Source organism: Methylobacterium sp. Ger2507, from assembly GCF_055231875.1.
Map to the genome: position 1 here is coordinate 3,695,675 of NZ_JBUYVC010000001.1, position 25,397 is coordinate 3,721,071.

The window sequence follows — 25,397 nt, forward strand, 5'->3', positions numbered from 1 at the left end:
GCTTCAGACCACAGGCGCCGCCCCCGGGCAATCTACCAAACCGTCGCCGGACATTCGGACCGCTGGCTTGCGGACTGCCTGTCCTCAGATCGCGAGCTTGCCCGGTTCGATCGCGGCGATCGCTGCCGCCGCACCCATCCGCCGCAGGGCCTCGCCAACCATGAGCAGGGCTGGCCCTTCATGGCCCGAGGCCTCGACCCGGTCGGCGAGGTCGGCCGCGCTGGCTTCCACCACCTGCTGGTTCGGACGGGTGGCGTTGAAGACGAGGAGGGCCGGGGTCGTCGGTGCGAGCCCCTCGGCGATCGCCCGCTCCAGCAGGACACCCAGCGTCTTCTTCGGCATGTAGACTACGGTGGTGACGCTCGGATCGGCGAGTGCACCCCAGTTCAGATCCTCGGGCAGCGCCCCGCGCCGGTCATGTCCGGTGACGTATTGCAGGCGCCGCGCCGCGTCGCGGTTCGTCAGCGAGACGCAGAGGGAAGCCGCGGCCCCCTGCGCGGCCGAGATGCCCGGCACCACGCTGACGGGAATGCCGGCGGCGCGGCAGGCATCGATCTCTTCGCCGGCCCGCCCGAACACCAGAGGGTCGCCGGATTTCAGGCGTACCACCTGTTTGCCGGATTTGGCCAACTGCACCATCAGCGCGTTGATGTCGTCCTGGCGGCAGGAGGGGCCATGCCCGGTCTTGCCCACCAGCATGGTGCGGGCCTCGCGGCGGGCATAGTCGAGGATCTCAGGCGCCACGAGATCGTCGTAGAGGATCACGTCGGCGTTGCGCAGCGCGCGCAGCGCCTTGAGGGTGAGGAGTTCAGCATCGCCGGGTCCGGCGCCCACCAGGGTTACCGCGCCACCCTTCGGCGCGGCCTCGGTCTCGCCCAGCAACTCGGCGAGATCGGTTGCGGTCGGCGTGCGATCGGGCTCCGCGAAGGCGCGATCGGTAAAGCGCTCCCAGAAAGCGCGGCGGTCCGAGAAGCCATGGAAGCGGCTCGTCACCTCCTCGCGCCAGTCGCGGGCGGCGCCGATCCAGGCCTTGAACCCGCGCGGCAGCATGCCCTCGATCCGAGCGCGCACAGTCTGGCCGAAGACCGGGGCGGCACCCTCCGTGGAGATGCCCACCACCATGGGCGAGCGGTTGACGATGGCGCCGAACTTCACGTCGCAGAGATGTGGCCGGTCGACTGCGTTGACGATGGCGCCGGTCTTCCGGGCGGCGGTGACGAAGGCGACACAGTCCGCCTCGTCCTCCATGGCGCCGATGCAGAAAGCGGACCCAGCGAGGTCGTCCGGATGCCATGGGCGCTCATGCAGGGTCACGGAGCCCGCGACGATCTCGCCTGGCACGGCGCGCAGCTCGTCGCTCGGCTCCGGCGCATAGACGTCCACGTGGGCCCCGGCGGCGGCGAGCAGCTTCACCTTCCAGGGCGCACCCCCGTTCGAGCCGGCCAGCACGGCCCGCTTGCCCTGAAGCGGCACGAAGACCGGCAGCACCGCAAGCGGCTCCAGGCCGGCAGGGCTGCCGCCGCGAGTCGATTCATTACCGGCGGGCCGGGTTTCACGGGGAATACGGGGCGTGCTCATGAGGCTCGGAGATGGGTGTCGATTCGGCCGAAAGTGAGCCTATGCGGCGTTGCGCGCAAGCGCCTCGGGCAGCAGCTTGCGGATCTCGGGGATGCACGAGCCGCAATTCGTGCCGGCCTTGCAGGCTGCGCCCACGGCCTCCACGGTGCCCGCCCCCGCCGCGATGACCCCGGCGATGACGTCGAGCCCGACGCCGTGACAGGCACAGACGGTCGGGCCGGCCGAGGCGGTCTCGGCGCGTCCCGACAGGAGGGAGCGTCGGGCGGCAGGGTCCGGTTCGGTCTCCGCGAAAAGGGCCTTGGCCTCCTCCCAACTCGGACGGGCCTCGGCGGGCGCGAGGGCGAGGCAGGCGACGAGGCGCCCGGCCTCGTAGACGGCGCAGCGGTAGCGCCCGCGCGCATGGTCGGCATATTCGGCGAGCTCGTGGCCCTGGAACAGGCCCCGCATCATCAGCGCCACGGCGCGCGAACTTTCCTGCGTGGCGAATTGCAACCCCGAGCCGCCCGCAATCGTGGCTCGGGCCCACCACCAGCCCTCGGGCAGCGCCTGCTCCCCGCGGGTCAGCAGGAAGCCGCGGTTGCGGTAGGGCACCAGCGCGATGCCGGCCGGTGTCGCCTTCAGTTCCGGCTGGCCGGAGACCGGATCGGGAATGCCCCGTACCAGGGCGCCGACGCGGGCATCCGAGGCGGTGGCGGCGCTCCAGTGGAAGGTCGCGAACAGGTTGCCCGACCGCACGGCGTCGGTGATCATCGTCTCCAGGGTCACGGTGCCGTGCGGCGTGGCGATCCGGGCGAGGTCGCCCTCCCTCAGCCCGAGTGGCACGGCATCGTCGGGGTGGATCTCCACGAAGGGCAGCGAGCGATGGGCCGAGAGGCGCTGGCTCTTCCCCGTGCGGGTCATGGTATGCCAGTGATCGCGCACGCGGCCGGTGTTGAGGACGAGGGGGTAATCTTCGCTCACCGCCTGTGCGAGGGCCGGGGGCTGAACGGCGACGAACCGGGCGCGCTTGTCGAAGGTGTAGAACTGGCCGTCGGCGAAGAGTCGGGCGCGGGCCTTGCCGCGCTTCGGCAGCGGCCATTGCAGCGGCGACGCGGCCGCATAGGCGGTATCGGCCAGGTCGCTCAGGGCTCCGATGTCGAAATCCCGGCTGCCGTTGTTCTCGAAGGCCGAAAGGCTGGCATGCTCGCGGAAGATCGCCGCGGCCCCCGAATAGGCGAAGGCCTGCGCGTGGCCGAGGCGCTTGGCGACGTCGCAGACGATCTGCCAATCGGCCCGAGCCTCGCCGGGGGCTTTCAGGAAGCTGCGCTGGCGCGAAATCCGACGCTCCGAATTCGTCACCGTACCGTCCTTCTCGCCCCAGGCGAGGGCGGGCAGCAGCACGGTCTTCTTCCCCGTCGCCCGTGCGCTGTCGCTGTCGGCCACCGCTTCCGAGACGACGTAGAGGTCGAGGGACTTCAGGCTTTCGCGGATGAGGTCGGCGCGCGGCATCGACACGATGGGGTTGGTGCCCATCACCCACAGGGCCTTGATCTTGCCGCGCTCGATCGCCTCGAACAGGGCGACCGCCTTCATGCCCTCGCCCGTGATGATGTTGGGGGCCGACCAGAAGCGGCGGACCCGGTCCACCTCCTCGGGGGTGAAGTGCATGTGGGCGGCCAGCATGTTGGCGAGGCCCCCGACCTCGCGCCCGCCCATGGCATTGGGCTGGCCGGTGAGGGAGAACGGGCCGGCGCCGGGCAGGCCGATGCGGCCGGTGGCGAGATGGCAGTTGATGATCGCGTTGCCCTTGTCGGTGCCCTGCGCCGACTGGTTCACCCCCTGCGAGAAGGCGGTGACGACCCGCTTCGTGCGGGCGAACAGCTCGAAGAAGCGCGCTACGTCGGTCTCGGACAGGCCGGTGGCGGCCGCAGTGGCGGCCACCGTCGGCGCGATGGCGCGCGCCCGCTCCAGGGTGCCGTCGAGGCCCGTCGTATGGTCGAGGACGAAGCGGTAATCGAGGGAGCCGGTGCTGGCGAGATGGACCAGCAGGCCGGAAAACAGCGCCGTGTCGGTGCCGGGCTTCAGCCCGAGGAAGAGGTCGGCCTCCTCGCCCGTCTGGGTGCGGCGGGGGTCGATCACCACCAGCTTGGTGCCGCGCTTGGCGCGGGCATCCACCATGCGGCGGAACAGGATCGGGTGGCACCAGGCGGTGTTCGAGCCGACCAGGACGATGAGGTCGGCCTCGTCGAGGTCCTCGTAGCAGCCCGGCACGGTGTCCGAGCCGAAGGCGCGCCGGTGGGCCGCCACCGCGCTCGACATGCAAAGGCGCGAGTTGGTGTCGACGTGCGGGGTGCCGAGGAAACCCTTCGCGAGCTTGTTGGCGACGTAGTAATCTTCCGTGAGCAGCTGGCCCGAGAGATAGAACGCGATCGAATCCGGCCCGTGCTGCTCGGCGATCCTGCGCAAAGATCCCGCGACCGTGCCGAGGGCGGATTCCCAGCTCGCGCGGATGCCGTCCACCTGCGGGTACAGCAGGCGATTGTCGAGGGAGAGCGTCTCGCCGAGCGCCGAGCCCTTGGAGCAGAGGCGGCCGAAATTCGCCGGGTGTCCGGTGTCGCCGGCAATGTCCGCGCCGCCCTGCCCGTCCGGCGTGGCAAGCACGCCGCAGCCGACACCGCAATAGGGGCAGGTGGTCTTCACGGGAGCGGGCGGCGCCTGGACGTGCGCGTTCATGGCAGGATCCTCGGCGTATTTTTGATGGTGCCGTTTGCAGCAAGAGTCGGGCCGAGGCGAAAGCCCACCCCCCCCTCTCCCGACCCGCATGCGCGGGCCGCCCTCCCCCGCACCGGGGGGAAGGCTGAGATGGCGTGCTAGTACACGTCGGCCTGATACCGCCCGGTCTTCTTGAGGTGGGCGAGGTACGCCACGGCCTCGTCGGGGTTCTTCCCCCCGTATTGGCCAGCGACGTCGATGATCGCCCGCTCGACGTCCTTGGCCATGCGCTTGGCATCCCCGCAGACGTAGAAATGCGCGCCGCCCTCGAGCCAAGTCCACAGCTCCGCGCCGGTCTCGCGCATGCGGTCCTGGACGTAGGTCTTCTCGGTGCCGTCGCGGGACCAGGCCAGCGACAAACGGGTCAGCACCTTCCGGTCCTTCAGGGCGTTGAGCTCGTCCTTGTAGAAGAAGTCGCTGGCTTGGCGCTGGTGACCGTAGAACAACCAATTGCGCCCCGGCGCCGCGGTGGCGTCGCGTTCGCGCAGGAACGCGCGGAACGGCGCGATGCCGGTGCCGGGACCGACCATGATGACGTCCTGCGACAGGTCCTCCGGCAGGGCGAACCCGTGGGCCTTCTGGAGGTAGACCCTGACCTTCATCCCCTCGGGGATGCGCTCGCCGAGATGGGTCGAGGCGACACCGAGGCGCAGGCGCGAGCGGTGACTGTAGCGCACCGCGTCGACGGTGAGCGAGACCCGGCCCGGATCGGCTTTCGGCGACGACGAGATCGAGTAGAGCCGCGGCTGCAGCTCGTCCAGCGCCTCCAGGAACACCTCGGCGTCGGGCCGCGCACCGGGGAACTTGTGGAGCGCACCGAGCACGTCGAGATGGGCGGCGTCGCCGTCCGGGTCCTCGCCGGCGGCGAGCGCCTGGGCCTTCTTGCGGGCTTCGCCCGAGGTCAGGAGCGAGAGAAGCTGATAGAGCCCGTCCGGCGCGCCACCGAGGGCGTAGTCGGTGAGCAGGCAATCCCGCAGGGTCTTGCGGCCGATCTTGCGCTCGGGGCGGGCCCCGAGTTCGGCGATGACCGCATCGACCAGGGCCGGGGCGTTGGCGGGGAACAGGCCCAGCGAATCGCCGACCACGTAGTCGATGGGCGTACCGGTGAGATCGATCTCGACGTGCCAGGTCTCCTTCTCGCCGCCCGGCGCATTGAGCCGGGTGCGCGACACGAAGGTCGCCTCCACGGGGTTCTCGCGGCAGAAGCCCAGCGGCCCGAGTTCGGGCGCCGCTTTGGGGGCGGTGCCCTCGGCCTTCTTCGGGGCGGCCCCGCCGGCGGCCCCGAATTCCTCCTCGAGCTTCTTCAGCATCCGGAGCGTGTCCTTGCCGCCGGGCTGGCACAGGTTCAGGCGCTCCTCGTTCTTGAGGAAGATGGCGTTGGCGTAGTCGGCGCAATTGTAGCCGCACTGGCCGCAATCCTGCTGCGCCATGGCGGCCATCAGCTTCTGCGGCTCGGGCCGTTCCTGGGCGAGCGCCATCCGGTCGGGCAGCGGCATCGACGGGTCGTGCCAGGGCGCGTCGTCGTTGTCGGCCAGCGTCTGGCCACCGCCGGGCATCTCGCCGGAGGCAAGTGCGGTGGCTCCCTCCACGGCAGGGCCGAGGAGTGCTGCGAAGTAGCCCGAGAGCCAGGCACGCTGGTCCGGGTCGAACGGGGCGGTCTCGGGAATGAGGACCAGCGGGGGGGTGACGTGCTCGCTCATGCGGCGGCCTTCAGGACGGGTTGCTCTTCGGCGATGTGGCGCAGCGACTCGGGGCCGGTGCGGGCGGTGAAGGCCTGGAAGCTCTCCTCCGGGCCGTTGCGCCGGGCGAGATAGCTGCGCAGCAGCGCCTCGATCCGGGTCGGGCAATCTTCGGCCTTCACGGCCTTCCAGATCTCGGTGCCGATCTTTGGGCTGTCGCCGAAGCCACCGCCGACCACGATGTCGTAGCCTTCGACGGTGTCGCCCTCCTCCGAGACCACGACCTTGGCGCCGATGAGACCGATGTCGCCGATGTAGTGCTGGGCGCAAGAGTGATGGCACCCGGTGAGATGGACGTTCACCGGAACGTCGAGCTCCTTCAGGTTCGCCTCGATATAGTCGGCGATGACGAGGGCGTGGCCCTTGGTGTCGGAGGCGGCGAACTTGCAGCCGCGACTACCGGTGCAGGCGACCAGTCCGGCGCGGATGCTCGAGGCCTCGGTGGTGAGCCCAAGCGCGGCGACGCGCTCCTGCACTTCCGCGATCTTCGCATCCGGAACCCCGGAAAACAAAAAATTCTGCCAGACGGTCATGCGGATGGCGCCGTCGCCGCATTCCACGGCGATCCTGGCCAGATCCCGCATCTGGTCGGTGGTGAGTTTGCCGACGGGCAGGATCACGCCGATCCAGCTCAGACCGGGCTGCACCTGCGGGTGGACGCCCACATGGGCGAAGCGGTCCATCGGCCCGCGCGGGGCGATGTGGACCGGGTCGACCCGGTCGAGCTTGGTGCCCAGCACCGCCTCGACGGCCGCGAGGTACTTGTCGAAGCCCCAGGCGTCGAGGACATACTTCATCCGGCTCTTGTTGCGGTTGGTCCGGTCGCCGTTCTGGATGAAGACGCGCAGGATGGCGTCGGCGACCTTGTTGCAATCCTCCGGCCTGAGAACCACGCCGGTGTCACGGGCCAGGTCCCGGTGCCCCGAGATGCCGCCCAGCACGAGGCGCATCCAGATGCCCGGCGCGACGCTCGCACCCTCCAGCACCCGCACGGCCTGGAAGCCGATGTCGTTGGTCTCTTCCAGCACCGGCATCACGCCGCCGCCGTCGAAGGCGACGTTGAACTTGCGCGGCAGACCGAACAGCGAGCGGTCGTTGAGGATGTGATTGTGCCAGGACTTGGCGAGGGGGCGGGTGTCGAGCAATTCCTGCGCGTCGATGCCGGCCACCGGCGAGCCGGTGACGTTGCGGATGTTGTCGGCACCGGCCCCCCGCGCGGTGAGGCCGAGGTCGATCAGCCCGTCGAGGAAGGGCTGGCCGTGCTCGGGCGTGATCTCGCGGACCTGCAGGTTGGCGCGGGTGGTGACATGGGCATAGCCGCCGCCATGCGCGTCGGCCAGATCGGCGATGCCGGCGAACTGCCAGTGCTGCACGATGCCGTTGGGGATGCGGAGGCGGCACATGTAGGAGTTCTGGGCCGGAGCGACCCAGAACAGGCCATGGTAGCGCCAGCGGAAATTATCCTCCGGCTTCGGGGCCTTGCCCGTCGACGCTTCGGCAATGAGGCGATTGTGGCCGTCGAAGGGGTTCTCCGCCCGCTTCCACTTCTCCTGCTCGCACAGCTTGCCGCCGGCCTTGATGGTGGCGTCCTGTGCCTTGATGTGGATCGCGTCGGGACCGGTCGGCTCGGCGGGCGGGGCCGAAGCCCCCTGCCCGGCTGCGAGGCCGCCGGTCATCCGGGCCGCGGCGATGCCGGAGGCGAAGCCTTCGAGGTAGCGCGTCTGCTCGGCGTTGAATGCGTCAGCCATCAGGGCCTCCTCACGCTGCGAGGGGTTGGGATGCGGGCGCGGTGCGCCCGAACATGAGATCGTCGCGATGGTCGGCGATCGAGGCGCCGGTGCGGATCAGCTCCTTGCACCAGCCCTGCTCAGCGATGTCGCCGACGAAGACCGCGCCGAGGAGCCGGTCCTCGGCCACGATAAGCTTGCGGTAGAGGCCGAGGCCGGGATCCGACATCAGCACGGTCTCGGCGCCCTCCGGCGCCTCGATCTGCCCGGCGGAGAACACCGGCAGCCCCGAGACCTTGAGACTGGTGGCCAGCGACGTGCCCAGATAGGCCGCCTCCTCGCCGACGAGGTGGCGGCTCAGGGTCTCGGCCTGCTCGTAGGCCGGCTCCACGAGGCCGTAGACCTGACCCCGGTGCTCGGCGCATTCGCCGAGTGCGAAGATGCGGGCATCCGAGGATTGCATCCGGTCGTCGACCATGATGCCGCGGGCGGTCTCGATCCCGGCGTTCTGAGCCAGGGCCACGTTGGGGCGCACCCCCACCGACATCACGACGAGATCGGCCGGCAGCACGGTGCCGTCGGACAGGACCAGGCGCTCGACCCGGCCCTCCCCCTCGACCGACGCGGTGTCGGCCTTGAGCAGCACCTTCACGCCGCGCGCCTCCATGGCGCGCTTCACGAGGCCGGCGGCGGCGTGGTCGAGCTGGCGTTCCATCAGCCGGTCCATGACGTGCAGGAGCGTGGTGTCGACGCCGAGGCGCGCGAGTCCGACGGCGGCTTCGAGGCCGAGAAGCCCGCCACCGATCACGATGGCGCGGGCCTGCGCGACGGCCGCCCTGCGGATGGCGGCAACGTCCGCGAGATCGCGGAAGGTCAGCACGCCGGGCAGGTCCATGCCGGGCTTGGCCAGCCGGATCGGCAGGGAGCCGACCGCGAGCACGAGCTTGTCGAAAGGCAGGACATGGGTCTGCCCCACCATCACGAGGGCGTTCTCGCGGTCGATCTCGGTGACCGGCGCGCCGGTGATGAGACGAATGCCGTGGCCCTCGTACCAGTCGAGGCCTCGGAAGGCGCAGCCGGCCTCGTCCACCTCGCCGCCGAGCAGCGAGGAGAGCAGGACGCGGTTGTAGGCCGCCTGTGGCTCGGCCCCGACGACGGTGACGTCGTACCGGCCCGGCGCCCGCTCTGTGAGGCGTTCCAGAAAGCGCAGCGACGCCATGCCGTTGCCGATGACCACCAACCGTTCCCGCATGGCTCGCGATCCGCCCGTCAGGCCGCGATAGCGGGCTTGGCGTGGCGCGCGTAGAGGAACTCCAGCACCTCGGCGCGGGCGTGGGTGTAGGTCGCGTCCTCCACGAGATCGAGGCGGCGGCGCGGCCGCTCGAGGTCGACAGTCAGGATCTCGCCCACCGTGGCCGAGGGGCCGTTGGTCATCATCACGATGCGGTCCGAGAGCAGCACTGCCTCGTCGACGTCGTGGGTGATCATGATCACGGCGTTCTTCAGCCGCGCATGGATATCCATGAGCGAGTCCTGGAGATGGGCGCGGGTGAGCGCATCGAGCGCCCCGAAGGGCTCGTCGAGGAGCAGGACCTTCGGTTCCATGGCCAGCGCCCGGGCGATGCCGACGCGCTGCTTCATGCCGCCCGAAATCTCGCTCGGGCGCCGGTCGGCCGCGTGGATCATGTTCACCAGCGACAGGTTGTGGTCGATCCAGGCGTTGCGCTCGGCCTTCGACTTCTTGCCCTTGAAGACCTTGTCGACGGCGAGCGCCACGTTCTCGCGCACCGTCAGCCAGGGCAGCAGCGAGTGGTTCTGGAACACCACGGCCCGGTCGGGGCCGGGGCTGTTGACCTCCTTGTCCTCGAGGAGGACGCCGCCGGTGGAGGCCTTGAGCAGGCCGGCGACGATGTTGAGCACCGTCGACTTGCCGCAGCCCGAATGCCCGATCAGCGAGACGAACTCGCCCTTGTCGATCTTCACGCTGACGTCGCGCAGCACCTCATTGGTGCGGCCCGAACGGGTGAAGGAGATGCCGATATTCTCGATGCTGAGATACGTCATGGAATGATCCTCAGGCCGTCGCGGTGCCGCGGGTGACGAGGGTGCCGACGAAGGCGACGAAGCGGTCGAGGATGAAGCCGATGATGCCGACATAGACGAGGGCGACGATGATCTCGGAGATGTGGGAGGAGTTCCACGCGTCCCAGATGAAGAAGCCGATGCCGACGCCGCCGATGAGCATCTCGGCTGCCACGATGGCGAGCCACGACAGGCCGATGCCGATGCGCAGGCCCGTGAAGATGTAGGGAGCTGCCGAGGGCAGCATGATCTTGGCGAAGAATTCCAGCGGGTTGAGGCGCAGCACCGCCGCCACGTTGCGGTAATCCTGCGGGATGTTGCGGATGCCCACCGCCGTGTTGATGATGATCGGCCAGATCGACGTGATGAAGATCACGAAGATCGCGGAGGGCTGGCCGTCGCGGAAGGCGGCGAGCGACAGCGGCAGCCAGGCCAGCGGCGGAATGGTGCGCAGGATCTGGAAGATCGGGTCGAGGCCGCGCATGGCCCATTCGGACTGGCCGATCAGGGTGCCGGTGAGGATGCCCACGATGGTCGCCAGGGCGAAGCCGAGGGCGACCCGCTGGATGCTGGCGGAGATGTGCCAGAACAATCCCTTGTCGGTGCCGCCGTTGTCGTAGAACGGGTGGGCGATGATGTCCCAGGCCTCGGTGACCACACGCGAGGGCGGTGGCAGGCCGGCACCCGGGCGCGAGCACAGCAATTCCCAGATCACCAGGAAGGCGATCAGCACCACCACGGGCGGGATCAGATTTTTTGCGATGGTGTTCAGGGTCGCCATCGTGATCCGGGGCGCCCGCTTGGGCTTGGCGTCCGCCTTGGCCGCCGCTTTCGCGGCGATGGGGGCGGCGGCGATGGTGGAGGTATTGGCCATCACGCGATCCTCTTGATGCCGAGGCTGGACAGGTAGGCGGCGGGATCTGCGGGATCGAAGACCTTGCCGTCGAAGAAGGTCTCTTTTCCACGCGACGTGGAGCTCGGGATCGCGCTGACGCCGAGGGCTTTCGCGGCCTCGCGCCAGAGATCCTCCCGGTTCACCTTGGCGATGAGGGCCTTGGTGTCGGTCTGCGCGTCGAACTTGCCCCAGCGGATGTCCTCGGTCAGGAACCAGAGGTCGTGGGACTGGTAAGGATACGAGGCGTTGTCGGCCCAGAACTTCATCACGAAGGGGCTGTTCTCGACCACGCGGCCGTCGCCGTAATCGATCGTGCCCTTCATGCGGCCGGCGACGTCCGAGACCGGGACGTTCATCCACTGGCGCTTGGCCGCGATGGCGGCGACCTCATCCTTGTTCGCGGGGGTGTCGCACCATTGCTGCGCCTCCAGCACCGCCATCAGAAGCGCCTTGGTGGCGTTCGGGTACTTCTCCGTGAAGGAGGACCGCATGGCGAAGGCCTTCTCGGGGTGGTCCTTCCACAATTCGCCGGTGGTCAGCGCGGTGTAGCCAAGGCCCTGCTGCACGAGCTGCGCGTTCCACGGCTCACCGACGCAGAAGCAGTCCATCGTGCCGACCTTCATGTTCGCCACCATCTGGGGCGGCGGCACCACGATAGTCTCGATGTCCTTGTCCGGGTCGATGCCGCCGGCCGCCATCCAGTAGCGAATCCACAGGTCGTGGGTGCCGCCCGGGAAGGTCATGGCGGCTTTCACCGACTTGCCGGCGGCCTTCTTCTTCTCGATGGCGGCCTTGAAGACCTTCGCATCGAGGGCGACCTTCTGGTCGAGATATTCCTTGGCCACCGAGATGCACTGGCCATTGGTGTTGAGCCGGGCCAGGATCTGCATCGGCACGGGGACGTTGTTCTGCGTCACGCGGCCGGCCGAGATCAGGTAGGGCATTGGCGAGAGGATGTGGGCGCCGTCGATGCCGTTGCCTTCCGATCCGAGCACCAGGTTATCGCGGGTGGTGCCCCAGCTCGCCTGCTTGAGCACCTCGACATCGGGCATGCCGTGCTTGGCAAAGAAGCCCTTCTCCTTGGCGACGAAGAGCGGACTCGCGTCGGTGAGTGCGATGAACCCGAGCTTCGCCCCCTTCACTTCGGGGCCGGCGCCCTGCGCGAAGGCGCCTCCCGGCAGGGCGGTGCGGGCCAGTGCCGCGAGGGACAGCGTCGCGGCGGCACCCTTCAGGAGGTCACGGCGGTTGTTGCGGACACCGTCAGTCATCGAACCCGAAACCCTCGAAATCATGGACACCCGCCAAAGAAAAAACCGCCGACCAAGCACATCCATCGAACGCAGGATCTGCGTTCCGTGGGGGACTCGGGTCAGCGGCTTTGCCGACGGATAGGGCTCGTCATCGTTGACGAGCCCCTGGGCATCTGCACGAGGCGTGCCAAGTTCGGCATCAAGGCTCGATCCACGCGATGTCAAGAATTCCGGAATCGTTCCAACCTGCTCCGGCAGAAGCGATTTATCAAAAACGTCTCACCGGTCGCCGGCGGATTCGGTGCGAATCCGACCGAGCGCGTACGGGCCTCGTCACGCGGGCGGACGCAGCCGGTGCCTGCTTCCACGCCGCCTGGTGCGCTGCACAATCTGCAGGCACTCTGCCGGCGCGAGCGGCAGCGGCTCCTCAGCCGGCAGCGTCGTACACGTCGGTCCGGTACATCGCCCGGGCGCGGGCAACCAGGGCGGGCGTGGGCGTGATCTGGCCGGCTCGCTCCATCTCGGCGAGAATCCAGTCGGCATGGGCGGGAAGCGGCCGCTCGGCCTCGGCGCCGAACACGACGAAGCGCGGCGCGTGCCGCTCGGTCCCGTCCGGATCGACCACCACGGTGCCGGCGAGGGCCCGTCGGACGAGGCTCGCGTCTGTTCCGAGATGACCCGGGCGGGCGAGCAGGCCCGCCAGCTCGCGCTGGTTCTCGGGCGCCGCGCACCAGCGTCCGGCCCGGCGTACCGCCCGCACCAGCGGAGCGCTCGCCGCCGCCGCATAGGCCGGCAGGGCCAGCACCTTTTCTGGACAATCGGGCGCGAGCTCGCAGCCGAGAGCGGCGATGCGGCCGTAGCCCTCCGCCACTGCCACGCTGTTCCAGGGGCTGCCGACGCAGAAGCCGTCGATCTGTCCGGTCCTGAGGGCTTCGGCGATCCAGGGCGGCGGGATCACCACCATGCGGGCGGCCCCGTCGAGGTCGAGGCCGCCGCGGGCTGCGAACATCCGGAGTTGGTATGTGTGACTGGAATACGGATGCACTGTGCCCAGGGTCAGCGGCCGATTCTGCGTGACCCGCACGCGTGCGACCCGTGAGAACGCGCGTGCAATCGTGTCGAGATCGTCGGCCTCCGGCGCCATCTCGGCCCAGAGCGGCCGCGAGACCGTGATCGCATTGCCGTTGAGATTCAGCCCGAGAGGAACCGCCAGGTCGGTCTGCGGCCCGCTGATGCCCAGCGCACTGGCCAGGGCAAGGGGCGCCAACATGTGGGCTCCGTCGAGGTGGCCCAGGGCCAGCTTGTCACGCAGGGTCGCCCACGAGGGTTCGCTGATGAGGTCGATCGCCAGTCCTTCGGCAGCGGCAAAGCCTCCCTCGACGGCGGCGATCAGCGGGGCCGCGTCGATGAGCGGGACATATCCGAGGGCGAGTCTCATCCGAGCAGACTTCTCATCCGAGGAGATCCGCCGCAGTCACGATGGCGCGTGCGATGTCGGCGATCTTTCGCTTCTCGTTCATGGCCTTGCGCCGCATCATCCGGTAGGCCTCCTCCTCGGACAGCCCCCTGGCTGTCATCAGGATGCCCTTGGCGCGCTCGATGAGCTTGCGGTCAGCCAGCTCGCCCCGTGCCTCGGACAATTCACGCTGCAGCCGCGCGAAGGCGTTGAAGCGCAGAATCGCCACGTCCAGGATCGAGCGGATGCGCTGCGGCTGCAATCCGTCCACCACATAAGCCGAGATTCCCGCATCCATTGCCGCCTGCATCATCGGCACGTCCGAGCGGTCGACGAACATCGCCACCGGCCGCTCCACGTGACGGGAGAGGCCCGACATCTGCTCCAGAATGTCCCGGCTCGGGCTCTCCAGGTGGATCACGACGACGTCTGGATTCAGTGCGGCCACACGGGCCGACAGATCGGCGGTGTCAGGCAGGACCACGACGTGGGTGAAGCCGGCCGCCGTAAGGCCTTCCTCGAGGATCGCGGCGCGTGCCCGGCTCGGATCGATCACGGCGACGGTGAGGGTCGGCTCGGTCATCGGGGATTGAGAATGGATCGAAAGGGGGAATCCGGCGGATCGCTTCTGCCTAGGGATTGCCATGTTCCATCGGCGGGCGACAGCAAAACCTGAACGGATGGTCTCCACGCAAGCGGCATGCCCGCACAGTCGTTACCGCTCGGACAGGAAACAGCCCAGGTTCCGCCGCAAACGAACCGACTAATGTCGTTGGCCTTCGAACCGATTGCCGAACCGCGCAACGAGGTGACCCGGATGTCAGCGTGCACGTCCCCCGCTCAATCGGCGTTCGAAGCGGGCACCGGGCGCGGCGTGACCCCGCCCCTCCTGCCGACCCTGATGATGGCGGTGATCCTCGGAGCGGCTTCTTATCTCTGCCACGAGCCCGCTGCTGCGCCGCCTCCGCCCTCGGTCCCGGCGACGGCGGTCGCCGCCGCACCCGAGACGGTGGTGGAGACGCCCTACATCCCGGCTCCCCTCGCCTTCCGGACCCAGTTCCCGATGGTCGTGGTGGCTCAAGCCGAACCCGCCGCCGTTCAGGCGCACAAGGCCATGCCTCGCCCCACACGTCTCGTCGCCCCACGCCGGGCCGATCCGCCGCGTCTTGCGACCAAGGCCCTTCCGGCGCCGAGCAAGCCGATGCCCTTCGCGCCGGAGGCCGAAGAATCCCCGATCGTCGAGAGAGCGGTTTCGACCTCGGACGAAGGCATCCTGACCGAGATCGCCCTGCCCTTCGCGCCGACGATCCGCGCCGTGAGCGAAGCCGGCGCGGCCGCCGGTGCGTTCATGGGGGCCAAGGGAGCGGTGCTCAGCGCCGAGACCGCGACTCTCGGTGCTGCTGTCTCCGGCTTGGTCGGGCGCCTGCGCTGAAGCCGGCCCGGTTTTCCGGGCGACCGGAAAATCCGGACGGAAAGCAACGCGCAATTGCCGCGCCGACCCTGGACCCTGCCGGCTTCGGAGACTAGGTGGACGCGAGCAGTGAGGCGCTGCCGCAGGCCGTGGTGACGGTCGGCTTCGCGGACACGAGGACTTGGATGGCCGGACGGATCGAGGATTACGCGCTTGTCGGTGATGGACGTACCGCTGCGCTGATCGCCCGTGACGGCAGCGTCGACTGGCTGTGCTGGCCCCGCTTCGACTCCGCCGCCTGCTTCGCCGCCCTGCTCGGCACGGAAGATCACGGCTACTGGAAGCTCGGTCCCGCCGAGCCCGCCACCACCACGCGCCAGTACCGCGAGGGGAGCCTCGTGCTGGAGACCCGGCATGAGACCGCGTCCGGTTCGGTGCGGGTGACGGACTACATGCCCGCCAATGACGGGTCGCACCTTGTGCGGATCGTCGAGGGGCTCGAGGGCGCTGTGCCCATGCGGATGCAGATGCGCGTGCGCTTCGACTACGGGTTGGCGGTGCCGTGGGTCTCGCACAACGAACTCGGAGACCTGCGCGCGATCTCGGGGCCTCACAAGGTGGTGCTGCGCACCCTCGTGCCGACGCACGGCCAGGACCAGACCACCGTCGCGGACTTCACGGTCGAGGCCGGCCGCAGCGTGGCCTTCACCCTGAGCTACGGTGCCTCTCACGAGGACGATCCAGCGCCGATCCAGCCACGCAAGGTTCTGTTCGAGACCGATCGCTACTGGCGCGACTGGTCGGGCCGAGCTGCCTCAGGCACGCCCTGGGACTCGATCCTGAAGCGCTCCCTGCTCACCCTGAAGGCGCTGATTTACCAGCCGACGGGCGGCATCGTGGCCGCCCCCACGACCTCGCTGCCGGAGGATCTCGGCGGCGTCCGCAACTGGGATTACCGGTTCTGCTGGCTGCGTGATTCAACCTTCACGCTGATCGCTCTGATGGACGGCGGCTACCTCGACGAGGCGCGTGCCTGGCGCGACTGGCTCGTCCGGGCGGTGGCCGGCAACCCGGAGCAGGCGCATATTCTCTATGGCATCGCCGGCGAGCGCATGCTGCCCGAGATCGAGCTCGACTGGCTTCCGGGCTACGAGAACTCGAAGCCCGTGCGCATCGGAAACGCGGCGGTGGAGCAGTTCCAGCTCGACGTCTACGGCGAGATTTTCGACGCGCTCTATCAGGCGCGCCAGCGCGGCCTCCAGGGCGATGCCGATGGTTGGCGCGTCGGCGAGGCGCTGCTGCGCCACCTCGAGAAGGTCTGGTGCACCCCCGACGAGGGTATCTGGGAGGTGCGCGGCGGACGCCGGCACTTCGTGCACTCGAAGGTCATGGCCTGGGTTGCCTTTGACCGGGCCATCCGCTCCTTCGAGGAGGCCGAGACTCGCGAGCAGGATGAGATTCGTACCACAGGCTTGAGCCATCGACCCAAGGAGGCCCGTGACGTGCCGGTGGCACGCTGGCGCGAGATCCGCGATCAGATCCACGCCGAGGTTTGCGCCAAGGGCTTCGACCCTGAGCTGAACAGCTTCGTGCAATCCTACGGCTCGAAGCGCCTCGACGCGAGTCTGCTGCTGATCGCCCATATGGGTTTCCTGCCCCAGCACGACCCCCGGGTGGTCGGCACGGTGGAGGCGATCGGGCGCACGCTCATGCGCGATGGCTTCGTTCTGCGCTACGACACCGAGAACCAGACCACAGACGGGCTGCCCGGCGACGAGGGTGCCTTCCTGCCCTGTTCGTTCTGGTACGCCGACAATCTCATCGGCCTCGGCCGCTGCGACGAGGCGCGTGCGCTGATCGAGAGGCTGATCGGCGTCTGCAACGATGTCGGATTGGTGGCGGAGGAGTATGATGTGAAGGCTCGGCGCTTGGTGGGTAACTTCCCGCAGGCTTTCAGCCACGTCACACTGGTGAACACCATTCTCAATTACAGCCGAGCCAAGGGGCCCGCGCGGGAGCGGAGCAGTGGCTCCGTGGACGTCAGATCCCCGGCCCGATCACCGGTTGCGGTTGTCTCCGCGGCCCAACGGCGCGACGCCTGAGCGTTCCGGACGCTGAAGGCGAACAAGCTCAGAGATTTGAAGGACGACGAGAGATGAGCGGAGCAGAGACCAAGCCGAATGCGGTCCTGAGCGAGATCGACAAGCTCAGCATCGACACGCTCCGGACCCTCGCCATCGACGCGGTGCAGAAGGCCAATTCTGGCCATGCCGGCGCCCCGATGGCGCTGGCGCCGGTGGCCTACACCCTGTGGAACCGTTACCTGCGCTACGACCCGGCGCATCCGCACTGGCCGAACCGCGACCGCTTCGTGCTGTCGGCCGGCCACGCCTCGATGCTCCTCTATGGCCTGATCCATCTAGCCGGCGTCGCTGAGAAGGACGGCGGCAACGCCCCCGCCCTCACCCTCGACGACCTCAAGAACTTCCGCCAACTCGACAGCCGCACGCCGGGCCATCCGGAATACCACTTCACCACCGGCGTCGAGACCACCACCGGGCCGCTCGGCCAGGGCGTCGCGAACTCCGTCGGCATGGCGATGGGCGGTCGCTTCCTCGGCGAGCGCCTGAATCGGCCCGAACTGCCGCTGTTCGACTATAATGTCTACGCCATCTGCTCGGATGGCGACCTGATGGAGGGCGTCGCCTCGGAGGCCGCCTCCATCGCCGGGCACCTGCGCCTGTCGAACCTGTGCTGGATTTACGACAACAACACCATCACGATCGAGGGCCATACGGAATTGGCCTTCTCGGAAGAGGTCGCGGCCCGCTTCCTCGCCTATGGCTGGCAGGTTCTGCGCGTGGCCGACGCCAACGACGTGCACGCAATCGCGTCCGCTCTCGAAACCTTCCTTCAGTCCAGCGACCGCCCGACCCTGATCGTCGTGAACTCGATCATCGGCTTCGGCGCCCCGAAAAAGCAGAACACCGCCAAGGCCCACTCGGACGCCCTTGGCGAGGACGAGGTCAAGGGTGCCAAGCGCGCCTATGGCTGGCCCGAGGACGCGCAGTTCCTGGTACCGGACGGTGTCTACGACAACTTCCGCAACGGCATCGGCAAGCGTGGTGCCGAACTCTATGCGACCTGGGAGAGTTTCTTTCAGGAAGCCAGGGCCGCCGATGCCACCCATGCCGAGGAACTCGACGCTTACTTGGAAGGCCGCCTCCCCGAGGGCTGGGACAAGGATATCCCGATCTTCGAGGCCGACGCCAAGGGCCTTGCCACGCGCGAATCCTCCGGCAAGGTCCTGAATGCCATCGCGCAGCACGTGCCGTTCATGCTCGGCGGATCGGCCGATCTCGCGCCCTCCAACAAGACCAACCTGACCTTCGAGGGAGCCGGCTCGCTGACCCCCTTCGAGCCGGGTGGGCGCAACATCCACTTCGGCGTGCGCGAGCACGCGATGGGCTCCATCGTGAACGGCCTCGGCCTTGTGGGCCTGCGCGCCTACGGTGCCACCTTCCTGGTCTTCGCCGATTACATGCGCCCACCGATCCGCCTCGCAGCGCTGATGGAGGTGCCGGTATTCCATGTCTTCACGCACGATTCGATCGGCGTCGGCGAGGATGGCCCGACCCACCAGCCGGTGGAGCAATTGCTGACGCTGCGGGCGATCCCCGGCTTGGTGACCCTGCGCCCGGCGGATGCCAACGAGGTCGCGGAATCTTATCGGGTGATCATGAGCCTCAAGGACCAGCCGGCGGTGCTGGCGCTGAGCCGCCAACCACTGCCGACCCTGGACCGCTCAGCCTACGCCGCCGCATCCGGCACAGCCAAGGGCGCCTATGTCCTCGCCGATTGCGACGGGGCGCCTGAGGTGATCCTGATCGGCACAGGCTCCGAAGTGCAGCTCTGCATCTCGGCCTACGAGACCCTGAAGGCCGAGGGCATCAAGGCCCGCGTCGTCTCGATGCCGTCGTGGGACCTGTTCGAACGTCAGGATGAAGCCTACCGCAACAGCGTGCTCATCCCGGAAGTGCTGGCCCGCGTCGCCGTGGAGCAGGGCTCGGTTATCGGCTGGGACCGCTATGCGGGCTCGGCCGGCACCATCATCGGCATGCACACCTTCGGCTCCTCAGCGCCGATCAAGGATCTGCAGACGAAGTTCGGTTTCACCCCCGAAAAGGCGCTTCAGGCCGCCCGCGACCAGATCGCCCGGCACAAGAGGTAGGCGACGCGGGTTCTAACCCTATCCGGAACGCGTCCCCCGTCCGTGTGAAGAGAGGCTAGGAGTGGGGTTGGCTAAGTGACCCTCCGGCACCTGTGGCTGGCGGAGCCGCCCCCACCTCCAGCTTCTCTCCGCAAGGGCGAGGAGAGACGCATGATCAATGACGAATGAGGCGACGCTGATTTTTGTGCGCGACGCCACGATGACGGACGACGAGGAGTTTTCCATGAACCCGCTCAAGGCTCTCTTCCCCGAACAGGGTCAGGCCGTGTGGCTCGATTTCGTCGCCCGCGGCTTCGTTGCTCAGGGCAAGCTCAAGGCGCTGGTGGACGAGGACGGCCTGCGCGGCGTCACCTCGAATCCCTCGATCTTCGAGAAGGCCATTGGCGGTTCGTCCGAGTACGACGACGCACTCAAATCCGTGATGAACCAGGGCGATGCCCGTGTCATCGACCTCTACGAGGGCTGCGCGGTGGCCGACATCCAGGCTGCCGCCGACGTACTGCGCCCGGTCTACGATGAGAGCGACGGCGCCGACGGTTATGTCAGCCTGGAGGTGTCGCCCTACCTCGCCCTCGACACGGAGGAGACCCTGGCGGAAGCGCGTCGCCTGCACAGGATGGTGGCCCGCGACAACCTGATGGTGAAGGTGCCCGCCACTCGCGAAGGCATTCCGGCGATCCAGGCCCTGACGGCGGACGGCATCAGCATCAACGTCACTCTGCTGTTCTCGGTTGACACCTACGAGGCGGTGGCCCGCGCCTTCATTGCCGGTCTGGAGGCATTCGCCGCTAAGGGCGGCGACGTCTCGAAGGTCGCAAGCGTGGCGAGCTTCTTCATCAGCCGCATCGACGTCGCCATCGATAAGGCGCTCGATGAGAAGGGCGGCTTCGACGACCTGAAGGGCAAGGTCGCCATTGCCAACGCCAAGCTCGCCTATCAGCGCTACAAGGCTGTTCACGCCGAGCCGCAATGGCAGGCGCTTGCTGCCAAGGGGGCCAAGGCGCAGCGCCTGCTCTGGGCATCTACGGGCGTCAAGAACAAGGCCTATTCCGACGTGCTCTACGTCGAGGAACTCATTGGACCCGACACGGTCAACACCATGCCGCCGGCCACCATGGATGCCTTTCGCGACCATGGCACCGTCAAGGCCGCCATCGAGAAAGACGTGGCGGGTGCGCGGAGCGTGATGACGCGCCTCGCCGAGGCCGGGATCGACATTGAGCGTGTCGCCGACACCCTGGTCGACGAGGGTGTGCAACTTTTCATCGATGCCGCCGACAAGCTGCTGGGTGCGGTGGCCGGAAAGCGTATTGATTTCCTCGGGACGAAGCTCGACTCACAGACCCTCGTGCTTGGGGAAGCCCTGACCACGGCTGCCAAGAAGGCGGTCGAGGAATGGCGCGCGTCGGGCAAGATCCGCCGGCTCTGGGCTCACGACAAGACCGTGTGGAGCAATGCCGACGAGGATCGCTGGCTCGGCTGGCTGCGCATCGTCGAGGATGAACTGGAGCACGTCGCCGACTACGAGGCTTTCGCCGAGGAGGTCCGGGCGGGCGGCTTCTCCGATGTCGTCGTTCTGGGCATGGGCGGGTCGAGCCTCGGTCCGGAGGTCCTGGCCGAGACCTACGGTGTGCACGATGGCTTCCCGACCCTGCGCATCCTCGATTCCACCGACCCGGATCAGGTCCGCGAGACGGAAGCCGCCATCTGCCTGCCCACCACGCTCTTCATCGTGGCGAGCAAGTCCGGCTCGACCCTCGAGCCCAACGTGTTTCGTGACTACTTCCTCGGCCGGATGAAGGACACGGTCGGCGCCGACAAGGCGGGATCGCACTTCGTCGCTGTCACCGATCCGGGCTCAGCCATGGAGAAGGCTGCCCAGTCCGACGGCTTCCAAAAGATCTTCTACGGGGTACCGCAGATCGGCGGACGCTACTCCGTCCTCTCGGCGTTCGGCCTCGTGCCGGCGGCGGCCTCGGGCATCGACGTGAAGGCTTTCCTCGACACCGCCCGGATCATGGTCCGCTCCTGCGGCCCGGCCGTGCCGCCGGCCCAGAACCCGGGCGTGCTCCTTGGCACCGCCATGGGGGCTGCCGCTCTTACCGAGGGGCGCGACAAGATCACGATCATTGCTTCACCCGGTATCGACACCTTCGGGGCGTGGGCCGAGCAGCTCATCGCGGAATCCACCGGCAAGGAGGGCAAGGGCCTGATCCCGATCGACGGCGAGCCCGTCGACGTGCCTGCCGTCTACGGCCGGGACCGCTTCTTCGTCTATCTGCGCCTCGACAGCCGTGCCGATCCCCATCAGGACGAAGCCGTGCGCAACCTTGAGCGTGAGGGGCACCCCGTGGTGCACATCACCCTCGCCAACGCCGAGCAGTTGCCCCAGGAATTCTTCCGCTTCGAGATCGCCACGGCGGTGGCGGGGGCGATGCTCGGGATCAATCCCTTCGACCAGCCCGACGTCGAGGCGAGCAAGATCGAGACGAAGAAGCTGTTCGACGCGGCCGAGAAGAGCGGTGCCCTGCCGGGGGAAACGGCGATCTTCGCCGATGAGACGATTGCGCTCTACGCGGATGCGGGCAATGTCGGCGCCCTTCCCCAGGCCGTCGAAGGGTTGGAGGCTGCCGTCGCCGCCCATCTCGCCCGGGCGAAGGACGGCGACTACGTGGCGTTGCTGGCCTACGTGGCGCGCAATCCGGGCCATCACGCGATCCTCCAGGAGGCCCGGGTGGCCCTCCGCGACAAGCGACGCCTCGCGACCTGCCTCGAATTCGGGCCGCGCTTCCTGCACTCCACCGGCCAAGCTTATAAGGGCGGTCCTGATACCGGGGTGTTCCTGCAGATCACCGCCGACCCTTCGGCCGACCTCGCGATTCCCGGCCGCAGCCTCGGCTTCGGCACGGTGGTGGCAGCCCAGGCACGAGGGGATTTCGCGGTCCTGGCCGAGCGAAAGCGCCGGGCCCTGCGCGTCCACATCAAGGGCGGTCAGGTTGAGGCTGGCCTGAAGCGCATCGCGGCCGCGATCAAGGCCGCGCTGTAGCGCCTGTCGGAGCGGACGGCGACCGAGGCGAGAACCGCCTGTTCCCGACCGGGGATGGGCGGTTCAGGTTTCGGGCTCACTGAGCCGTTTGGACGTTTTTGGCGGCCGAAGCGGGGAGAGCCGGCCCTGGCCTACGACGCGAACCCGTTGTCTCGTCCCCAGATGATCGCCTCGCCACGGCGATGGATGCCGAGCTTGCGGTAGAGCGCGGCGGCGTGGTTGCGGACTGTGTTGGGGGTCAGACCCAATCGCTTGGCGATGGCGCTGTCTCCCAGGCCCTGACAGATCAGGCGGAGCACTTCACCTTCGCGCCGGGTCAGATCGGGCCGGGTGGGGGCAACTTCGGTCGCGCCCGGATGGCGCAGGCTCCCGAGCTTCTCGATCAATCCGCGGCTGAACCAGGACGTGTCGGCCATTACGGCCTCGATCGCATCGAACAATTCGCGCTCGGAACGCTTGCGATCGCTGATGTCCTGCAGCACCGCGAGTAGGCAGGCCTCGTCGCCGATGGTGACGCGTTCGGCGGAGACGAGGCAGTCGAGTTCGACACCGTCGCAGGTCCGCAGGCAGGCTTCGAAGCCGAGAATGCTTCCCTGCGCAGCGAGGTCGGTTCCGAAGCGCTCGCGCTGGACGCTGTTGGCCCACAAGCCCATGGCATCGAGCCCCTGCCCCACCACCGTGTCGTCGGGGTGGCCGAAAATTCGGGTGAAGGCCTGATTGATCCCAATGACGGAAAGGTCATCCGCCCGGCACAGCAGAGTCGGCACCGGCGTGAGGCGGAAGGCCGTCGCGAATCGCTCCTCGCTGTGCCGGAGCGCCGTTTCCGCCTTCTTTCGCAGTTCGAGGTCGGCGAAGGTGAAGAGCATGCAGGGCTCGTCGCCCATGGCGATCGGTTGCCCGGCCACGATGACGAAGCGCGTGCCGCCATCCGGCAGGCGCAGGCAGGCCTCCATCTGCGGGATGGTCTCGCCCGCATTGAGGCGCGCGATGGCCAGCGACCGGTTGCGGGCCTCGTTGAGCACATCGATCTCGTAGACGCTGCTCCCAACGATGTCGGCGCTGCGATAGCCGGTCATTTCCAGGAAACCGAGATTGACCTTGACGTGGCGAAGGTCCGATAGGCGGCAGATGACGGCGGGAGCCGGATTGGCGTGGAAGGTCTTCTCGAAGCGATCCTCGGCTTCGAACTGCGATGTCACGTCGGTCAGGATCAGCACGAGGCAGTCGGGTTCCCCGGCCGCGTCCGTGATGACGAGGCTGCGAATGCGCTGCATCACGTCGAAATCAGGGCGGTCCGTCCGCCGGACGTTGACGATCACCTCGTCAAAGGTCTCGCCCGCCAACACCCGCTCAATCGGCGTGCGCGTCAGGACGTGGTGATTGCGATAGCGTAGTACGAACCTCTCGCGATAGGCTTCGACGGTCCCCCCGAGTTCGGCGAGTTCGGAAGCCCCATGCATGGCGAGGGCGGCCGCATTGGCCCAGGCGATCCGCTGGTCGGGCTCGATCAGGATGACGCCCTCGGTGAGGCCGGCGATGATCTGGTGAAGCTGGGAACGGTCGACGCCCGTCGTCAAAGGTTTTGGCATCCTGCGTGCAAAGCGGCGCTCGCGTGAGCGAAGGCACCTGAGTAGGTCGTCACGCCTCGCAAACGGACCTGTTCGCCTGGGAACAAACGCGGCGCAGCGGGACTCGTTGCCGACACGTGCATAGGGGGAAAGCGTGGCCGCAGCTTTGCATGCAAAATTCTTGCTGATTCCAAAACCGAGGATTTGCGATGTGCCAGGGTGACGATCCGAATTGCGTTCATTTCGTCGAGCATCGGGCCCGTATGCTCGACGATCTGGCGCCGGAGCGGAGGTCCTTTCTGAAAAGCGGATTCGTAGCGTCTGGCGCGGCCGCGACCTTGATGGCCGGTGGTCTCAGTCTGCCCGGGCCCACGCTGGCGCAGGCAAGCGCCCGCAGGGGCTTGAAGCAGACGGCGCATTACCATCTGCCGGCCACGGCCGAAACGGTGCATTGGGGCTATTTCAGCCGCAGTCTCAAGCCCCAGGTCGAGATCGAATCCGGCGACTACGTCACCATCGAGACGTTGACCCACCACGCCAACGACGATGCAGAGCGCATGGTGACGGGGGATCCCGGCGCAGAGAGCGTCTTCCTCTGGACCAAGGACAGAAAGGGCGTCGTCCGGCGCGGGGCTGGTCCGGAGGAGACCAAATTCGGACCGGGCGGCGGCCTCGGCGTGCATATCTGCACCGGCCCGGTGGCAATTCGCGGCGCCGAGCCCGGCGACGTGCTCGAGGTCCGCATCCTCGACGTGGCGCCCCGCCCCTGTGCCAACCCAGCCTTCAAGGGCCGCACTTTCGGCAGCAATGCCGCCGCGAACTGGGGCTACCACTACAAGGACATGATCACCGGGGACCGACCCCGGGAGGTGGTGACGATCTACGAGGTCGATGCCTCCGGCGCCCGCGACTGGGCGCAGGCGGTCTATAGTTTTCGCTGGCCGGGTGTCACCGATCCCAACGGCGTCGCCCATCCGACCATCGATTATCCGGGTCTGCCCGTCGATCACACCAGGACCATTCGCAACGTCGATGTGCTCAAGGGCTTCCGGATCCCGATCCGCCCGCATTTCGGCACCATGGGCTTGGCGCCCAAGGAGGCCGAAATGGTAAACTCGATCCCACCGAGCTACACCGGCGGCAACATCGACAATTGGCGCATCGGCAAGGGTGCGACCCTGTACTATCCCGTCGCGGTGCCGGGCGCGCTGTTCTCGGTGGGTGACCCGCATGCGAGCCAGGGCGATTCCGAACTCTGCGGCACGGCCATCGAGTGCTCGCTGACCGGCACCTTCCAGTTCATTTTGCACAAGAAGCGTGATCTTCCCGGCACCGCCCTGGAGACCCTCGACTTCCCGATGATCGAGACGGCCGATGACTGGGTGCTCTCCGGCTTCAGTTACCCGAACTACCTCGCCGATCTCGGGCCAGACGCACAGAACGCGATCTTCGCCAAATCCTCCATCGACCTCGCCATGCGCGACGCCTTCCGCAAAATGCGCCAGTTCCTCATGCACGGGCACGGGCTGACCGAGGACGAGACGATTTCGCTCATGTCCGTTGCGGTGGATTTCGGAATCACCCAGGTGGTGGACGGCAACTGGGGCGTCCACGCCATTGTCAAGAAGTCGATCTTCCCGGTGCGGACGACCTGAGCCGCCGC

Annotated in this window: 16 protein-coding genes; 5 read left to right on the top strand and 11 right to left on the bottom strand. The window is 67.7% G+C overall.

What is annotated here, in order from left to right; all coding sequences use genetic code 11:
• Nucleotides 1-84: 84 nt before the first annotated feature.
• The 10 genes from cysG to ACV7NL_RS17080 all read right to left on the bottom strand — a co-directional run bounded on the left by cysG (nucleotide 85) and on the right by ACV7NL_RS17080 (nucleotide 14,061).
• Nucleotides 85-1,578 carry a siroheme synthase CysG gene (gene cysG, locus ACV7NL_RS17035; RefSeq protein ID WP_056183195.1) on the bottom strand — a complete coding sequence of 498 codons (1,494 nt, stop codon included), beginning with the start codon at nucleotides 1,576-1,578 and terminating at the stop codon, nucleotides 85-87.
• 39 nt (nucleotides 1,579-1,617) lie between these two features.
• Nucleotides 1,618-4,290 (bottom strand): nitrate reductase, encoded by a 2,673-nt coding sequence (locus tag ACV7NL_RS17040; protein ID WP_056486887.1) that lies wholly within the window; start codon nucleotides 4,288-4,290, stop codon nucleotides 1,618-1,620.
• A 137-nt stretch (nucleotides 4,291-4,427) separates the two neighbouring features.
• Nucleotides 4,428-6,029 carry a sulfite reductase subunit alpha gene (locus tag ACV7NL_RS17045; RefSeq protein WP_247635759.1) on the bottom strand — a complete coding sequence of 534 codons (1,602 nt, stop codon included), beginning with the start codon at nucleotides 6,027-6,029 and terminating at the stop codon, nucleotides 4,428-4,430.
• On the bottom strand, nucleotides 6,026-7,816 hold the full coding sequence (locus tag ACV7NL_RS17050) for a NirA family protein (protein ID WP_463356304.1): 1,791 nt from the start codon (nucleotides 7,814-7,816) through the stop codon (nucleotides 6,026-6,028). Before ACV7NL_RS17050 ends, ACV7NL_RS17045 begins: the two co-directional genes overlap by 4 nt.
• Before the next feature lie 10 nt (nucleotides 7,817-7,826).
• A complete protein-coding gene (locus ACV7NL_RS17055) occupies nucleotides 7,827-9,047 on the bottom strand; it encodes an NAD(P)/FAD-dependent oxidoreductase (protein ID WP_463356305.1) in 1,221 nt (406 codons plus the stop codon).
• A gap of 17 nt (nucleotides 9,048-9,064) precedes the next feature.
• Complete coding sequence (locus ACV7NL_RS17060; protein ID WP_463356306.1) at nucleotides 9,065-9,859, bottom strand: ABC transporter ATP-binding protein; 795 nt, start codon at nucleotides 9,857-9,859, stop codon at nucleotides 9,065-9,067.
• 10 nt (nucleotides 9,860-9,869) lie between these two features.
• Nucleotides 9,870-10,751, bottom strand: a complete 882-nt coding sequence (ntrB, locus tag ACV7NL_RS17065) for a nitrate ABC transporter permease (protein ID WP_463356307.1) — start codon at nucleotides 10,749-10,751, stop codon at nucleotides 9,870-9,872.
• On the bottom strand, nucleotides 10,751-12,040 hold the full coding sequence (locus ACV7NL_RS17070) for a CmpA/NrtA family ABC transporter substrate-binding protein (protein ID WP_056183176.1): 1,290 nt from the start codon (nucleotides 12,038-12,040) through the stop codon (nucleotides 10,751-10,753). The genes ntrB and ACV7NL_RS17070 overlap by 1 nt, the downstream gene beginning before the upstream one ends.
• 409 nt (nucleotides 12,041-12,449) lie before the next feature.
• Entirely contained in the window at nucleotides 12,450-13,460 is a 1,011-nt protein-coding gene (locus ACV7NL_RS17075) for an ABC transporter substrate-binding protein (RefSeq protein WP_247635762.1), read from the bottom strand.
• Nucleotides 13,461-13,473: 13 nt separating this feature from the next.
• Nucleotides 13,474-14,061, bottom strand: a complete 588-nt coding sequence (locus tag ACV7NL_RS17080; RefSeq protein WP_056183170.1) for an ANTAR domain-containing response regulator — start codon at nucleotides 14,059-14,061, stop codon at nucleotides 13,474-13,476.
• Nucleotides 14,062-14,352: 291 nt separating this feature from the next.
• Between ACV7NL_RS17080 and ACV7NL_RS17085 the strand changes: the two genes are divergently transcribed.
• From ACV7NL_RS17085 to ACV7NL_RS17100, 4 genes are all read left to right on the top strand, one after another.
• Nucleotides 14,353-14,910, top strand: coding sequence for a hypothetical protein (locus ACV7NL_RS17085; protein ID WP_463356308.1), 558 nt, complete (start codon nucleotides 14,353-14,355; stop codon nucleotides 14,908-14,910).
• Nucleotides 14,911-15,074: 164 nt separating this feature from the next.
• Nucleotides 15,075-16,991 carry a glycoside hydrolase family 15 protein gene (locus ACV7NL_RS17090; RefSeq protein WP_463357151.1) on the top strand — a complete coding sequence of 639 codons (1,917 nt, stop codon included), beginning with the start codon at nucleotides 15,075-15,077 and terminating at the stop codon, nucleotides 16,989-16,991.
• Between the two features lie 53 nt (nucleotides 16,992-17,044).
• Nucleotides 17,045-19,120, top strand: coding sequence for a transketolase (gene tkt, locus ACV7NL_RS17095; RefSeq protein WP_463356309.1), 2,076 nt, complete (start codon nucleotides 17,045-17,047; stop codon nucleotides 19,118-19,120).
• A gap of 223 nt (nucleotides 19,121-19,343) precedes the next feature.
• Complete coding sequence (locus ACV7NL_RS17100; protein ID WP_463357152.1) at nucleotides 19,344-22,166, top strand: bifunctional transaldolase/phosoglucose isomerase; 2,823 nt, start codon at nucleotides 19,344-19,346, stop codon at nucleotides 22,164-22,166.
• Nucleotides 22,167-22,297: 131 nt separating this feature from the next.
• Here ACV7NL_RS17100 and ACV7NL_RS17105 read toward each other — a convergent pair whose 3' ends face one another.
• A complete protein-coding gene (locus ACV7NL_RS17105; RefSeq protein WP_463356310.1) occupies nucleotides 22,298-23,743 on the bottom strand; it encodes a helix-turn-helix transcriptional regulator in 1,446 nt (481 codons plus the stop codon).
• 200 nt (nucleotides 23,744-23,943) lie between these two features.
• Here ACV7NL_RS17105 and ACV7NL_RS17110 point away from each other — a divergent pair, with 200 nt between their 5' ends.
• Nucleotides 23,944-25,389, top strand: a complete 1,446-nt coding sequence (locus ACV7NL_RS17110) for an acetamidase/formamidase family protein (RefSeq protein ID WP_463356311.1) — start codon at nucleotides 23,944-23,946, stop codon at nucleotides 25,387-25,389.
• Nucleotides 25,390-25,397 lie beyond the last annotated feature (8 nt).

Excerpts from the sequence above, each read along its gene's own strand:
- cysG (WP_056183195.1), bottom strand. The coding sequence starts at position 1,578 with ATGAGCACGCCCCGTATTCCCCGTGAAACCCGGCCCGCCGGTAATGAA.
- ntrB (WP_463356307.1), bottom strand. The coding sequence starts at position 10,751 with ATGGCCAATACCTCCACCATCGCCGCCGCCCCCATCGCCGCGAAAGCG.
- ACV7NL_RS17045 (WP_247635759.1), bottom strand. The coding sequence starts at position 6,029 with ATGAGCGAGCACGTCACCCCCCCGCTGGTCCTCATTCCCGAGACCGCC.
- ACV7NL_RS17060 (WP_463356306.1), bottom strand. The coding sequence starts at position 9,859 with ATGACGTATCTCAGCATCGAGAATATCGGCATCTCCTTCACCCGTTCG.
- ACV7NL_RS17110 (WP_463356311.1), top strand. The coding sequence starts at position 23,944 with ATGTGCCAGGGTGACGATCCGAATTGCGTTCATTTCGTCGAGCATCGG.
- tkt (WP_463356309.1), top strand. The coding sequence starts at position 17,045 with ATGAGCGGAGCAGAGACCAAGCCGAATGCGGTCCTGAGCGAGATCGAC.
- ACV7NL_RS17080 (WP_056183170.1), bottom strand. The coding sequence starts at position 14,061 with ATGACCGAGCCGACCCTCACCGTCGCCGTGATCGATCCGAGCCGGGCA.
- ACV7NL_RS17070 (WP_056183176.1), bottom strand. The coding sequence starts at position 12,040 with ATGACTGACGGTGTCCGCAACAACCGCCGTGACCTCCTGAAGGGTGCC.
- ACV7NL_RS17100 (WP_463357152.1), top strand. The coding sequence starts at position 19,344 with ATGAACCCGCTCAAGGCTCTCTTCCCCGAACAGGGTCAGGCCGTGTGG.
- ACV7NL_RS17090 (WP_463357151.1), top strand. The coding sequence starts at position 15,075 with ATGGCCGGACGGATCGAGGATTACGCGCTTGTCGGTGATGGACGTACC.
- ACV7NL_RS17075 (WP_247635762.1), bottom strand. The coding sequence starts at position 13,460 with ATGAGACTCGCCCTCGGATATGTCCCGCTCATCGACGCGGCCCCGCTG.
- ACV7NL_RS17040 (WP_056486887.1), bottom strand. The coding sequence starts at position 4,290 with ATGAACGCGCACGTCCAGGCGCCGCCCGCTCCCGTGAAGACCACCTGC.
- ACV7NL_RS17050 (WP_463356304.1), bottom strand. The coding sequence starts at position 7,816 with ATGGCTGACGCATTCAACGCCGAGCAGACGCGCTACCTCGAAGGCTTC.
- ACV7NL_RS17055 (WP_463356305.1), bottom strand. The coding sequence starts at position 9,047 with ATGCGGGAACGGTTGGTGGTCATCGGCAACGGCATGGCGTCGCTGCGC.